The 12,116-nt window shown below is 70.7% G+C and carries 16 protein-coding genes; 12 read left to right on the forward strand and 4 right to left on the reverse strand.

The genetic code is table 11. From position 1 onward, the window contains the following. The 9 genes from H0U68_RS03110 to H0U68_RS03150 form a co-directional block, all read left to right on the forward strand. A partial coding sequence (locus H0U68_RS03110) for a TraB/GumN family protein (protein WP_296352703.1) occupies window positions 1-817 on the forward strand: 817 nt, incomplete at its 5' end. Window positions 818-891: 74 nt separating this feature from the next. Next, window positions 892-1,686, forward strand: coding sequence for an enoyl-CoA hydratase/isomerase family protein (locus H0U68_RS03115; protein ID WP_296352716.1), 795 nt, complete (start codon window positions 892-894; stop codon window positions 1,684-1,686). A gap of 2 nt (window positions 1,687-1,688) precedes the next feature. Beyond that, window positions 1,689-2,267, forward strand: a complete 579-nt coding sequence (locus H0U68_RS03120; protein WP_296352704.1) for a YdeI/OmpD-associated family protein — start codon at window positions 1,689-1,691, stop codon at window positions 2,265-2,267. A gap of 36 nt (window positions 2,268-2,303) precedes the next feature. Continuing rightward, window positions 2,304-2,678: a DUF2946 domain-containing protein gene (locus H0U68_RS03125; protein ID WP_296352705.1), complete on the forward strand. Its 375-nt coding sequence runs from the start codon at window positions 2,304-2,306 to the stop codon at window positions 2,676-2,678. Between the two features lie 71 nt (window positions 2,679-2,749). After that, window positions 2,750-3,286, forward strand: coding sequence for a YcnI family protein (locus H0U68_RS03130; protein WP_296352706.1), 537 nt, complete (start codon window positions 2,750-2,752; stop codon window positions 3,284-3,286). Window positions 3,287-3,302: 16 nt separating this feature from the next. Beyond that, a complete protein-coding gene (locus H0U68_RS03135) occupies window positions 3,303-3,767 on the forward strand; it encodes a copper chaperone PCu(A)C (protein WP_296352717.1) in 465 nt (154 codons plus the stop codon). Window positions 3,768-3,834: 67 nt separating this feature from the next. Further along, window positions 3,835-4,440, forward strand: coding sequence for a PhaM family polyhydroxyalkanoate granule multifunctional regulatory protein (locus tag H0U68_RS03140; RefSeq protein WP_296352707.1), 606 nt, complete (start codon window positions 3,835-3,837; stop codon window positions 4,438-4,440). 10 nt (window positions 4,441-4,450) lie between these two features. Next, window positions 4,451-5,707 carry an FIST N-terminal domain-containing protein gene (locus H0U68_RS03145; RefSeq protein WP_296352708.1) on the forward strand — a complete coding sequence of 419 codons (1,257 nt, stop codon included), beginning with the start codon at window positions 4,451-4,453 and terminating at the stop codon, window positions 5,705-5,707. Then, complete coding sequence (locus H0U68_RS03150; protein WP_296352709.1) at window positions 5,704-6,819, forward strand: DUF535 family protein; 1,116 nt, start codon at window positions 5,704-5,706, stop codon at window positions 6,817-6,819. Before H0U68_RS03145 ends, H0U68_RS03150 begins: the two co-directional genes overlap by 4 nt. Window positions 6,820-6,823: 4 nt before the next feature. On the opposite strand, the gene H0U68_RS03155 is transcribed toward H0U68_RS03150, so the two are convergent. Continuing rightward, window positions 6,824-7,555, reverse strand: coding sequence for a helix-turn-helix transcriptional regulator (locus H0U68_RS03155; protein WP_296352710.1), 732 nt, complete (start codon window positions 7,553-7,555; stop codon window positions 6,824-6,826). Window positions 7,556-7,694: 139 nt separating this feature from the next. Here H0U68_RS03155 and H0U68_RS03160 point away from each other — a divergent pair, with 139 nt between their 5' ends. After that, window positions 7,695-8,516: a hypothetical protein gene (locus tag H0U68_RS03160; protein ID WP_296352711.1), complete on the forward strand. Its 822-nt coding sequence runs from the start codon at window positions 7,695-7,697 to the stop codon at window positions 8,514-8,516. 43 nt (window positions 8,517-8,559) lie between these two features. Beyond that, entirely contained in the window at window positions 8,560-8,832 is a 273-nt protein-coding gene (locus tag H0U68_RS03165) for a hypothetical protein (protein ID WP_296352712.1), read from the forward strand. Here H0U68_RS03165 and H0U68_RS03170 read toward each other — a convergent pair. The 3 genes from H0U68_RS03170 to queA are packed head-to-tail and all read right to left on the reverse strand — an operon-like array spanning window position 8,786 to window position 11,527. Then, window positions 8,786-9,283, reverse strand: a complete 498-nt coding sequence (locus H0U68_RS03170; protein ID WP_296352713.1) for a hypothetical protein — start codon at window positions 9,281-9,283, stop codon at window positions 8,786-8,788. The two genes, H0U68_RS03165 and H0U68_RS03170, sit on opposite strands and share 47 nt — an antisense overlap. 36 nt (window positions 9,284-9,319) lie before the next feature. Continuing rightward, a complete protein-coding gene (tgt, locus tag H0U68_RS03175) occupies window positions 9,320-10,480 on the reverse strand; it encodes a tRNA guanosine(34) transglycosylase Tgt (protein WP_296352714.1) in 1,161 nt (386 codons plus the stop codon). A 6-nt stretch (window positions 10,481-10,486) separates the two neighbouring features. Continuing rightward, window positions 10,487-11,527: a tRNA preQ1(34) S-adenosylmethionine ribosyltransferase-isomerase QueA gene (gene queA / locus H0U68_RS03180; protein ID WP_296352715.1), complete on the reverse strand. Its 1,041-nt coding sequence runs from the start codon at window positions 11,525-11,527 to the stop codon at window positions 10,487-10,489. Between the two features lie 48 nt (window positions 11,528-11,575). Here queA and H0U68_RS03185 point away from each other — a divergent pair. Beyond that, window positions 11,576-12,116, forward strand: a 541-nt coding sequence (locus tag H0U68_RS03185) for an OB-fold nucleic acid binding domain-containing protein (RefSeq protein WP_365730545.1), incomplete at its 3' end; no start/stop codon positions are given.

Genomic DNA, 12,116 nt, shown 5'->3' on the forward strand with positions numbered 1-12,116 from the left:
TGGCGTGCTGTGGCGCCTGGACAAGGACGGCCGCACCTCGTGGCTGTACGGCACCATGCACGTCGGCCGGCTCGAATGGCTGGTGCCGGGCCCGCGTGTGGGCGCCGCGCTGCGCGCCAGCGACACGGTGGCCCTGGAGCTGGACCTGGGCGATCCGCGCGAGCAGCAGGTGCTGTCGCAGCCGGCCGACCCGGCGATCGCGGCGCGCGTGCTGGATGCCGGGCGCAGGGAACGCATCCGCCAGGAAGCCGCGCGCGCCTGCCTTCCCGAAGCGGCGCTGGCCACCTTGCGCCCCTTCATGCAGGCCATGGCCCTCACCCTCGGCGCGGCGCGCCGCCAGGGGCTGCACTTCGAGGCGGCAACCGAATTCCTGCTGATGGGCGTGGCGCAGGCCACCGGCAAGCGGCTGGTCGGCCTGGAACGCGCGGCCGACCAGCTCGCCGTGCTCACGCCCGCCGACGACGCGGAGGAACGCGACCTGGTGGACCAGGCGCTGGACGACCTGGGCTCGGCGGAGTCTTCCCGCATGCTGGACAAGATGGCATCCACCTGGGCCGACGGCGACGTGCAGGCCCTGGAAAACTTCAAGCAGTGGTGCCGCTGCATGGACACGCCGGCCGAGCAGGCGCTGTTTCGCCGCATCAACGACGCGCGCAATCCCGGCATGGCCGACCGCCTCGCCGCGCTGCACGCCGGCGGCGCGCGCGTGTTCGCCGGCGTCGGCATGCTGCACATGGCCGGTCCGCAGGCGCTGCCCGGGCTGATGCGCGCGCGCGGCTTCGCCGTGAGCCGCATCGCGTTCGGCGCCGCCGAATAGTTCCGATGAAGACGACGCCCCCAGACCGACGACCCAGACCGACGACCCAGACCGACGACACCATGACGACGACCATCGATCCCAGCCGCTACACCACCCTGAACCTCACGCGCCGCGGCCCGGAGAACTCCGTGCTCGACATCCAGATGAAGGCCGCCAACGGCAAGCTGCCGACGGCGGGCCACGAAGGCCACCGCGAACTGGCCGAGATCTGGCGCGACGTGAGTGCCGACGACAGCGTGCGCTGCGCCGTGCTGCGCGGCGAGGGCCGGGGCTTTTCGGGCGGCGGCGACCTGGGCCTGGTGCAGGACATGGCCGACGACGTCGAGATCCGGCACCGCGTGTGGAAGGAAGCGCGCGACCTGGTCTACAACGTCATCAACTGCGACAAGCCGATCGTCAGCGCCATGCACGGCCCGGCGGTGGGCGCGGGCCTGGTGGCCGGCATGCTGGCCGACATCTCCATCGCCGCGCGCGGCGCGAAGATCGTGGACGGCCACACGCGCCTGGGAGTGGCAGCGGGCGACCACGCGGCCATCATCTGGCCGCTCTTGTGCGGCATGGCCAAGGCCAAGTACTACCTGCTGCTGTGCGAGCCGGTGAGCGGCGAGGAAGCCGAACGCATCGGCCTGGTGTCGCTGGCGGTGGACGACGACCAGCTGCTGCCCAAGGCCTACGAAGTGGCCGACAAGCTGGCCAACGGCTCGCAAAGCGCGATCCGCTGGACCAAGTACGCGCTGAACAACTGGCTGCGCCAGGCCGGCCCGACCTTCGACGCTTCGCTGGCACTGGAATTCATGGGCTTCGGCGGCGCCGACGTGCGCGAAGGCGTGGCCTCGCTGCGCGAGCGCCGCGCGCCGAAGTTCTGAGCATGGCCGCGGCCGACGAACCGATTCGCCTGTTCGCCACCGCGGCGGCGTGGGAACGCTGGCTGGCCAAGCACCACGATGGGGGCGGCGCGCTGTGGCTGCGCATCGCCAAGGCCGGCAGTGGGCTCAAGAGCGTGACGTACGCCGAAGCGCTCGACGTGGCGCTGTGCTGGGGCTGGATCGACGGCCAGAAGAAGCCCGAGGATGCAAGTGCCTGGCTGCAGCGCTTCACGCCGCGCACGGCGCGCAGCCCCTGGTCGCAGCGCAACCGCGAACACGTGGATCGCCTGGTGGCGGCCAAGCGCATGCAGCCGCCGGGCCTGGCGGCCGTCGAGGCGGCGCGCCAGGACGGCCGCTGGGACCGCGCCTATGCGCCGGCGTCCACCGCCAAAGTGCCGGCCGACCTGCAGGCTGCGCTGGACGGCAATCCGAAGGCGCGCGCTTTCTTCGCGGCACTGAATGGTGCGAACCGCTACGCCATCCTGTATCGCGTGCAGCAGGCGGTGCGCCCGGAAACGCGGGCCAGGCGCATCGCGCAGTTCGTCGAGATGCTGGCGCGCGGCGAGAAGATCCACGGCTGAGGGCCGGGGGAATGGCGGCCCGGACATAATCGCGCCATGCAACGCCTGCGCCACGCCGCCATCCTCGCCCGCTGGGTGCTGGTGTGGTTCGCGCTGTCGGTGGGCGTGGCGGTGGCCTCGCCGCTGGTGAAGCCGCAGGCGGTGGACCTGGTCTGCTCGGCCGGCGGTACGGTCAAGCTGGTGGTCAAGGGCGACCTGCCCGATGGCGGCGCGGCTCCTGGCCACACCCTGGACTGCCTGCTGTGCCTTCCGTTCGCCGCGCCGCCGCCGCCGGTTGCACAGGCGGCGCTCCCCACGCTGCCACCCCTGGGCCACGCGGTCCAGCCGATTCCCGCCGCGCGCATCGCGGCGCTCACCGCCGCGCCGCTGCCGGCGCGCGGGCCTCCTGCTTCTTCATTGCTGCCTTCCTGATCGTCGCGATGCCTGTTGCAGGCATCCGTTCCTCGCTTGCGCCGCCTTGGCGCGCCCACCGAGATCAAGCAATGAAGAAATCCGTGCATTCCCATGTCCTCGCGCGCGCCGCGCTTGCCGCCGCGTCGTGCCTCGCCCTGTCGTCCGCGCAGGCCCACGTCACCCTCGAGTACCAGGTCGCCCCCGCCGGCAGCAACTACAAGGCCGCCTTCAAGGTCGGCCATGGCTGCGGCGCATCGGCGACGCGCGAGTTCGCCGTCACCATTCCCGAAGGCGTGCGCGGCGCCAAGCCGATGGTCAAGCCCGGCTGGAGCGTCGACGTGCAGCGCAAGCCCGCGGCGCAGGACGTGGTGCGCATCACATGGCGCGCGAAGACGCCGCAGGATGCGCTGCCCAGCGCCTACTACGACGAGTTCGTGCTGGTGGCGCAGATGCCGCGGCAGGCCGGCCCGCTGTACTGGCCGGTCAGCCAGGTCTGCGAGGACGGCCGGCTCGACTGGGCCGAGATTCCGCGCCCGGGGCAGAACGCGCACGACCTGAAGTCGCCCGCCGTCTCCCTGGAGATCCTGCCCGCCGGCGACGCCGCGGGCGCTGGCCACAGCCATTGAAGAACAAGGAACCATGATGTCCAACCACAAGATCCTTGCCGCCCTTGCGCTGTCGCTCGCGGCCGCCGCGTCGCTGGCGCAACCCGCCGCGCCCGTGACCGTGGACGGCGCCTGGGCGCGCGCCAGCGTGCAGGGCCAGAAAGGCACCGGCGCCTTCATGGCGCTCACCGCGCGCGAGCCGCTCAGCCTGGTCGGCGCATCGTCGCCCGCCGCCGGCATCGCCGAGGTGCACGAGATGAAGATGGACGGCGACGTGATGCGCATGCGCCCGGCCGGCAGCATCGCGCTGGCGCCCGGCAAGGTGCTGGAGCTCAAGCCGGGCGGCTACCACCTGATGCTGATGGAGCTGAAGGCGCCGCTGAAGCCGGGCACCACGGTGCCGGTCAGCCTGCTGTTCAAGACCGCGGGCGGCGAGACGCGCAAGCTCGACCTCGCGGTGCCGGTGGTCGTCATGGCGCCGCAGGCCGGGCACAAGCACTGATCCCGCGCCGCGCGGCGCGTGGCTGGAGTAAGCTGTGGGCACGATTTTTCCTGCTCGTGGAGGCGCGATGAGCGACAACGCCAACTTCGGCTTCGGCAAACTGGTGCCCGGCTTCGACTTCCTGCAGAACCTGGCCAAGGGCGCGGCCAAGACCATGCCGAACCTGCAGAGCTGGATCGCTCCGACCATGAACGTCGAGGAGCTGGACAAGCGCATCTCCGAGCTGAAGGCCGTGCAGTTCTGGCTGGACCAGAACGGCAAGGCGCTCGGTGCCACCATCCAGGCGCTGGAGGTGCAGAAGATGACGCTGGCCACGCTCAAGGGCATGAACGTCAGCATGAACGAGGTGGCCGACGCGCTGAAGATGCGGCCGATGGCCGATGCGCCCGCCGCCGCGAAGCCCGCCTCGCAGCAATCCGCCGCGGAACCCGACGACAAACAGTCCGCCGCCGCCAGCATGGTCGACCCGATGCAATGGTGGGGCGCGCTCACGCAGCAGTTCCAGCAGATCGCCAGCAGCGCCATGAGCGACGTGGCGCAGAACGCGGGCGACGTGGTCAACAGCATCGCCGCGGCCGCCAAGCCCAAGGCCCGCCGCGGCGCGGGCGCGGGCGCGGCGTCCAAGAAAGCCGCACCGGCGAAGAAATCCGCGCCACGCAAGAGCCGCAGCTGAAGGCGCGCCCATGAAGTTGTTCCCCTTTGGCCATGCCACGCATCCGCAGTGGCCGATGGCGGCCGGCCTGGTGCTGGCGCAGCTGCGCGCGCAGATGGCGCTGCCGGATTACGCGTCGGCGCCGACCCTGGGCCTGCTCTACATCACCGACCACTACGCCGCCTTCGCGCAGGAGATCCTCGACCACCTGAGCGCCGAGCTGCGCGAGGTGACCGACTGGACCGGCACGGTGGGCATCGGCATCGCCTCGTCCAACGTGGAATACATCGACGAGCCGGCGCTCGCCGTGATGCTGTGCGACCTGCCGAGCGACCAGTACCGCGTGTTCAGCGGCGTCGCGCCGCTCGGGCTCGCGTTCGACGCGCACACGGCGCTGGTGCATGCCGACGCCGAGACGCCGGACCTGGGCGAACTCATCGCCGAAATGGCGGGGCGCACCACCACCGGCTACCTGTTCGGCGGCCTGGCCGCCAGCCGGCGCGGCACGGTGCAGTTCGCCACCGGCGGCAACGGCAACATCAAGGGCCAGGGCAAGGCCGGCGGCGTGTTCCGCGGCGGCCTGTCGGGCGTGGCCTTCGCCGAAGGCGTGGAACTGGTCTCGCGCGTCACGCAGGGCTGCCAGCCGGTGGCCGGCCAGCACGTGGTGACGGCGGCCAGCGGCAACCTGGTGACCGAGCTGGACGGCGAGCCCGCGCTCGACGTGCTGCTGCGCGACACCGGCATCTCGCTGGACCATCCGCAGCGCGCGGTGGCGGCGCTGCGCGCCACGCTGGTAGGCCTGAGCGCGCCCGGCGAGGACGCCATGGGCCGCGCCGGCCACTTCGGCGCCGACGTGGTGGTGCGGCACATCATCGGCCTCGACCCGGCGCGGCACGGCGTCGCGGTGGCGGCGCAGCCGGAGCCGGGCACGCGCCTGGCGTTTTGCCGGCGCGACATGCAGGCCGCCCGAGCCGACCTGGTCCGCATCTGCGCCGAAATCCGCGAGGAGCTCGAACCCGAGGAAATGCCGCTGGCCACCGCCAGCGCGCTGGCCAGTGCCGACCCGCTGGCCGGGCCCAGCCCCGAGCGGCGCATCGCCGGCGCGGTGTACATCAGCTGCGCCGGCCGCGGCGGCCCGCATTTCGGCGGGCCGCGCGCCGAAATGCAGATCGTGCGGCGCGCGCTGGGCGACGTGCCGCTAGTGGGTTTCTTCGCCGGCGGCGAGATCGCCCGCCACCACCTGTACGGCTACACTGGCGTTCTCACGGTCTTCCGCGCCCCTTCATGACCCGCAGTTCCTCGAGCCGCCTGCCCACCCTGTGGGAAGGCGTTTCCTGGGCCATGGAACGCGGCAGCGGCGGTGGCGGCATTTCCCGCCCGCACCTGGTGTGGCGCAGCATCGTCGCCACCCTGAGGCACGCCAAGGCGCTGCGCCGCTGGATGCTGATGGTGCACGAGCTCAAGGCCCGCGGCGTCGTCGACGACCTTCCCGGCGAATACCTGCGTGCCGTGCGCCCCTACGTGCAGCGCCACACCGACGTCACCACCCGCGTGGTCGGGCTGATCGACCACATCGACTGGCTGGAAACCGCGTTCGCGCCGGCCTCGCTGCAGCGCCTGTTCGACGGCAAGGCGGTGGTGCTGGCCGAACTGCCGGCGCCGCGCGGCTACGAGTTCATGCGCCTGCAGCTGCGCCGCTCCAGCCCGCAGAGCCCGGAGGGCGAGCTGCTGCTCACGCTGTCGCTGCAGCGTTCGGCCGACGTGCAGCGCAACGCGCTGCCGGTGGATGCCGCGGTGCTGGCCTTCAGCCGCTTTCGCATCGACGGCACCAGCTGCCTGGTGATCGGCGGCGTGCGTGGCCAGCGCAGCCCGGTGCTGCGCATGTCCGAGCAGGAACTCAAGCAAGCGCTGCAGGGCTGGAAGCCCTCGGTGCTGATGGTGCGCGTGGCGCAGGAACTGGCGCGCTTCTGGGGCTTGCGCCTGGTGGGGCTGGACCCGGCCGCGCACCCGCTGCAAGGCTGGAGCTACCAGTGGAGCCGGCGCCACCGCGAGGCGGCGCACCGCGTCTTCGCCAGCTACGCCGTGCTGTGGAATCACTTCGGCGCCAAGCACGGCCCGCTCGGCTGGATGGTGCTGCCGATCAACTCCGACGAGAAGCTCGAGGCGGTGGCGCTGTCGCCGGAAAAGCGCGCGCGCCAGGTGCGCCGCGCCGACTACTGGATCCGCATGCGCAAGCTGCTGCGCGCGCGCTTCGGCGACGTGCTGCACCGCGCGCCGGTGGAGGCGCGGTTGTCGCGCGTGACGGAAGCCTTCACCGTGCAGGACGACGACGGCTACCAGGACAGCGAGGACGTGGTGCCCTCGCGCGTGCTGGATTCGGGCCCCAGCAGCCTGAACTGACCTCCTAGCGGCGCAGCGCCCGGAACGCGGCGAACTCCCAGCTGCGCATCGCCAGCAGCAGGGTGTAGCCCTCGCGTTCCCTCTCCGGCAGTTTCTGGTCGGCCTGGTGCTGCTGCGCGAAGTCCTGCGCCAGGCGCTGCAGCCGCTCGACGAACGACGGCGCGATGCCGCGGCTGATGGTGCCGTGCACCAGCAGCAGGCTCTCGGCCGGGCCGTCGAAGCCGCCGCCGAAGTAGTCAAGCACCACGTGCTCGCGAAAGAAGTGCATGACCGGCCCGCGCGGGCGCCAGCGGAAGGTCTTGGCCAGCTTCAGGCGGTAGCGGTTCAGGGGCCGCAGCTCGATGATGCCGATGCGGTCCAGCTGCACCATGGCCTTGATGCAGTCCGGTTCGGCGATGCGGTAGGCGCTGGTGATCTGCTCCAGCGTCCACTGGCTCAGCACGCACAGCGCCACCAGCAGCAGCTTGCGGTCCGAAGCCACCGCCTGCTCCTGCTCCTGCGTGAGCTCGCTCAACAGGGGCTGCGCCTCCGCCACCCGGCGCGCCAGCTCGCCGAAGTCCAGCTTGAGCGCGCGGCACACGGCGTCCAGCCGCGACAAGGACATGTCGCCCTTGGCCAGCATGCGCTTGACGCTGGACTCCGCCATGCCCAGCGCCCGCGCGAGGTCGCCGTAGGTCATCTGCGCGGACTTCAGCTCCTTTTTCAGGGCCAGGACCAGGTCGCCGGTGGTGCTCATCGCGTGGCGGTATCGAAATTTGATACCCAAAGGTTTGAAAGCCGCAATGTAGCTGAAATTCAGCGCCCTTTTGGCGCAAGCCGATCCACACTCCGCTCGCCTTGTCACACACCCAAGAAAAACCGAAAGGAGAAGAACCATGCGCCTGAAGAAACTGTCCCCCACGAAGATCGAAATTGCCCTGCTGCTGGTGTCCGCCGCGCTGGTGGGCGTTGCCGTTGCCGCGCCTGCGGTGCACTCTGGCGATGCGCACGGCCTGGCCGACCAGCGCACGTTCTTTGGCGTCCTGTACGCATTCGACGTGCTGTCCTGCATCGCCTTCGGGCTCGCCGGCCTGGCGGGCCTGTTCCTGCTGTGGCGTGCACCGTCGCGTGCGCTCGGCAACGTGCAGCGCGCCATGGGCCTGCTGTTCTTCGGCGGCCTGGTGCTGGTGGCGCTGGGCGCGGCCAGCTACCACCTGGATCCCAATGACGCCACGCTGGCCGGCGAGCGCTATTGCATCGCGGTGGCGCTGGCCGGCCTGCTGGGGCTGGCTGCCGCGGGACGCGTGAGCGAACGCGCCGGCGCCTGCTTCGGCATCGGGTTGCTCGCTGCCGGTTTGCTGAGCGTGCATGCGTGGGCCGCCGGCGGCAACCTGCTGCCCTGGCTGGTGCTGCAGGCCGGCAGCGTCGCCACACTGTGGTGGCTGGCCGCACTGCGCCGCCACGAGCATGCGTTGGGCATCGACTTCGTGCTGGTCCTCGTCGCCTACGGCGCGGCCCGGCTGCTGGACGTCAACGACGCCGCGATCTTCGAGGCCACCGGCCGCCTGGTGTCCGGCCACACGCTCAAGCACGTGGTCGCCGCGCTGGCCGCCTGGCCCGTGCTGACGGCGCTGCACGCCGCCGGGCAGCGCAGGCGTCCCGCCGTGCTGGCGCCGATCTCGCACGAAGTCGCCATCCGCTGGTGGCGCGACGCCTGAGCCACGCCATCACAAGACAACACGGACAACAAAGGAGAACACCATGACCATCGCCCGCAACGAACTCTTCGCCAGCGTTCCCGCCCGTGGCTCCTCGGCCGCCGACGCACCGCGGCCGATCAGGACCCTGACGCCGCACGAGGCCGCCATGCAGCGCGATGCCGCCGCGCGCCGCGCGCGCGAGCAGCTGTGCCGCGAAGGCTGGCATACGGAACTGGCGAAGGCGCTGGTCGGCGCACTGGACAAGCGGCGCGACCGCCTGGCGCCGGTCAGCCGTGCTTCCAGCCGTGCCAGCGGCGCTGCCAGCGCCGCTTGAGCACGCGGCCCGCGCGCCACGGCCAGCTGGCGCGCACCTGCGCCAGCAGCGCTTCCTTGAAGCGGGTCCAGCGCGCATACAGGACGGCGAACCAGGCCAGGCGCAGCAGCGCGTGGCGCGTCAGGGTGAAGAGCCGGGCCAGGATGGCGGTGCCAACGAGCTTGGCAGCCACGATGACCAGCGTGCCCCACAGCAGCTGCCCCTGGCCGATCAGCCAGAGCGCCAGCAGCTTCACCGGCAGCAGCGACAGCGTGGGCAACAGGAACAGGGCCAGCGCCGCGTAGGGAGGCAGGGCGCGGATGCGCGCCTCCAGCCACTGCAGGCCCAGCGCATGCGCCAGCCGCACGAACAGGCGCTGCAGCGGCTCCCAGCCCCATTCCTCGAACAGGATCACGAGCGCCAGCGGCCAGCTCAGGAGCCGCAGTAGGGCTTTCAGCAGATTGCGGGGCATGGATGGCAGCGCATCGTTGCCGCGAATGTACCCGCCTCAGACGCCGCGCAAACGCTCCTCGCGGAAGCGCTGGACGAAGCCAGCGAAGGTGCCAGCATCCAGCGCCGCGCGCACCTCGCGCATCAGGTCCAGGTAGTAGTGCAGGTTGTGGACGGTGGCCAGCATCGGGGCCAGCATTTCGCCGCAGCGTTCCAGGTGGTGCAGGTAGGCGCGCGAAAAACCGCCCGACACGCTGCCGTCCGCGCGCGTGTGGCCCTTGCAGGCGTAGCAGCCGCAGGTCTCGTCCAGCGGGCGCTCGTCGCTGCGGTGCCGGGCGTTGCGGATCTTCAGGTCGCCGAAGCGCGTGAACATGTGGCCGTTGCGCGCATTGCGCGTGGGCATGACGCAGTCGAACATGTCCACGCCTTGCGCAACGCCTTCCACCAGGTCCTCCGGCGTGCCCACGCCCATCAGGTAGCGCGGCTTGCCGGCGGGCAAGAGGTGCGGTGTGTGCGCCATGATGCGCAGCATGTCCTCCTTGGGCTCGCCCACGCTCACGCCGCCCACCGCGTAGCCGGGGAAATCCATCTCCACCAGGGCGGCCAGCGACTCCTCGCGCAGGTGCTCGAACATGCCGCCCTGCACGATGCCGAACAGCGCATTCGGGTTCTCCAGCCGCGCGAATTCCACGCGGCAGCGCTCGGCCCAGCGCCGGCTCAATTCCATCGAGACCCTGGCCTCGGCCTCGGTGGTGAGCGTGCCCTTGCTCTCGTAGGGCGTGCACTCGTCGAACTGCATGACGATGTCGCTGTTGAGCGCCGTCTGGATCTGCATCGAGGTTTCCGGCGTGAGGAACAGCCGGTCGCCGTTGACCGGCGACGCGAACTTCACGCCTTCCTCGCTGATCTTGCGCATCTCGCCCAGGCTCCACACCTGGAAGCCGCCGGAGTCGGTGAGGATCGGCTTGTTCCAGCGCTCGAAGCCGTGCAGCCCGCCGAACTGGGCCAGCACGTCCAGGCCCGGGCGCATCCACAAGTGGAAGGTGTTGCCCAGGATGATCTGCGCGCCCATGTCCTCCAGCGAGCGCGGCGTCACGCCTTTCACGGTGCCGTAGGTGCCCACAGGCATGAAGATCGGCGTTTCCACCACGCCGTGGTTCAGCGTCAGGCGGCCGCGGCGCGCCAGGCCTTCGGTTCGCAGCAGGTCAAAGGTGAGCATGTCGTGTCAGTTCGCGGCAGGGGCGCGCGCCAGCAGCATCGCGTCGCCATAGCTGAAGAATCGGTAGTGCGTGGCCACCGCGTGGCGGTACAGGGCCATGGCGTGCTCGTAGCCGGCGAAGGCGCTCACCAGCATCAGCAATGTGGATTTGGGCAGGTGGAAGTTCGTGACCAGCAGGTCCACCAGCCGGAAGCGGAAGCCCGGCGTGATGAAGATGCTGGTTTCGCCGCGCGCATGGCCGCTCTGTGCCCACGACTCCAGCGTGCGCACGGTGGTGGTGCCGGCAGCGACCACGCGGCCGCCGCGCGCGCGCGCATCGGCAATCGCCTGCTGCGTGGCGGGCGGCACATCGTACCACTCGCTGTGCATGCGGTGCTCGGCGATGTTCTCTGTCTTCACCGGCTGGAAGGTGCCGGCGCCCACATGCAGGGTGACCGCAGTGCGGCGCACGCCGCGCGCCTCCAGGTCGGCCAGCACGGCGGCGTCGAAATGCAGCGCCGCGGTGGGTGCCGCCACCGCGCCGGGCCTCGCGGCGAACACGGTCTGGTAGCGGCTCTCGTCCTGCGCCGTGTCGGCCCGCTCGATGTAGGGCGGCAACGGCATGTGGCCGTGGCGCTCCATCAGCGCGTGCGGCTCGCCGCTGAAGGCGAAGTGGAACAGCGGCCCGTCCTCGTCGGGCCATCGACCCAGCAGGGTGGCGTCGAAGCCGCCGTCCATGCGCAGCACCGCGCCGCGCGCCGGCTTCTTGCTGACCTTCATGTGCGCCACCACCTCGTTGCCGGCAGGCAGCACGCGCTCCACCAGCAGTTCCAGCCGCCCGCCGGTGGGCTTTTCGCCGTACAGGCGCGCCTTCACGACCTTGGTGTCGTTGAACACCAGCAGGTCGCCCGCGCGCAGCAGAGAGGGCAGTTCGCGAAAGCCGCGGTCGATGGGCGCCGTGCCCGTGCCATCGAGCAGGCGCGAGGCGCTGCGCTCGGGTGCGGGATGCTGGGCGATCAGCTGGGGAGGCAGGGCGAAATCGAAATCGCCCAGTGTGAAATTGCGCATCGGTGGCTGGCGGACGGACGGACCCGCAACAGAAGGCAGAATTCTCCCATGCCCGAGGCCAAGGCTTTGACCGACCAACAGAAAGCTTTGCTGAAGCTGGGGCTGTTGCGCGACATCGACTTGGCGCTGCATCTGCCGCTGCGCTACGAGGACGAGACGCGCATCGTCAAGTTGCGCGACGCGCGCGACGGCGACACCGCGCAGATCGAGGCCGCCGTCACCGACTGCCAGGTGGTGTACCGCCCGCGGCGGCAGCTGGTGGCCACGGTGGACGACGGCACCGACACCTGCGTGCTGCGCTTCTTCAATTTCTATCCGTCGCAGCAGAAGGCGCTGGCCCCCGGTGCGCGGCTGCGCATCCGGGGCGAGCTCAAAGGCGGTTTCGCCGGCTGGCAGATGCTGCACCCGGCGTTCAAGACGGCGGGCGGCGCGCTGCCCGAGGCGCTGACGCCGGTGTATTCCACCGTGGCCGGATTGCCGCAACCGTATTTGCGCAAGGCGGTGCTGGGTGCGTTGCCGCGCGCCGACCTGTCCGAGACGCTGCCGCCCGATGCCGCGCCGCCCACCGGCGCAGGCGCCATCTGGCGCC

It is taken from the genome of Ramlibacter sp. (assembly GCF_013697775.1).
In the GTDB taxonomy this organism is placed as follows: domain Bacteria; phylum Pseudomonadota; class Gammaproteobacteria; order Burkholderiales; family Burkholderiaceae_C; genus Ramlibacter.

Coding starts and splice junctions, on each gene's coding strand:
- H0U68_RS03120 (WP_296352704.1), top strand. CDS start 1,689: ATGGCCGCGGCCGACGAACCGATTCGCCTGTTCGCCACCGCGGCGGCG.
- H0U68_RS03125 (WP_296352705.1), top strand. CDS start 2,304: ATGCAACGCCTGCGCCACGCCGCCATCCTCGCCCGCTGGGTGCTGGTG.
- H0U68_RS03130 (WP_296352706.1), top strand. CDS start 2,750: ATGAAGAAATCCGTGCATTCCCATGTCCTCGCGCGCGCCGCGCTTGCC.
- H0U68_RS03135 (WP_296352717.1), top strand. CDS start 3,303: ATGTCCAACCACAAGATCCTTGCCGCCCTTGCGCTGTCGCTCGCGGCC.
- H0U68_RS03140 (WP_296352707.1), top strand. CDS start 3,835: ATGAGCGACAACGCCAACTTCGGCTTCGGCAAACTGGTGCCCGGCTTC.
- H0U68_RS03145 (WP_296352708.1), top strand. CDS start 4,451: ATGAAGTTGTTCCCCTTTGGCCATGCCACGCATCCGCAGTGGCCGATG.
- H0U68_RS03150 (WP_296352709.1), top strand. CDS start 5,704: ATGACCCGCAGTTCCTCGAGCCGCCTGCCCACCCTGTGGGAAGGCGTT.
- H0U68_RS03155 (WP_296352710.1), bottom strand. CDS start 7,555: ATGAGCACCACCGGCGACCTGGTCCTGGCCCTGAAAAAGGAGCTGAAG.
- H0U68_RS03160 (WP_296352711.1), top strand. CDS start 7,695: ATGCGCCTGAAGAAACTGTCCCCCACGAAGATCGAAATTGCCCTGCTG.
- H0U68_RS03165 (WP_296352712.1), top strand. CDS start 8,560: ATGACCATCGCCCGCAACGAACTCTTCGCCAGCGTTCCCGCCCGTGGC.
- H0U68_RS03170 (WP_296352713.1), bottom strand. CDS start 9,283: ATGCCCCGCAATCTGCTGAAAGCCCTACTGCGGCTCCTGAGCTGGCCG.
- tgt (WP_296352714.1), bottom strand. CDS start 10,480: ATGCTCACCTTTGACCTGCTGCGAACCGAAGGCCTGGCGCGCCGCGGC.
- queA (WP_296352715.1), bottom strand. CDS start 11,527: ATGCGCAATTTCACACTGGGCGATTTCGATTTCGCCCTGCCTCCCCAG.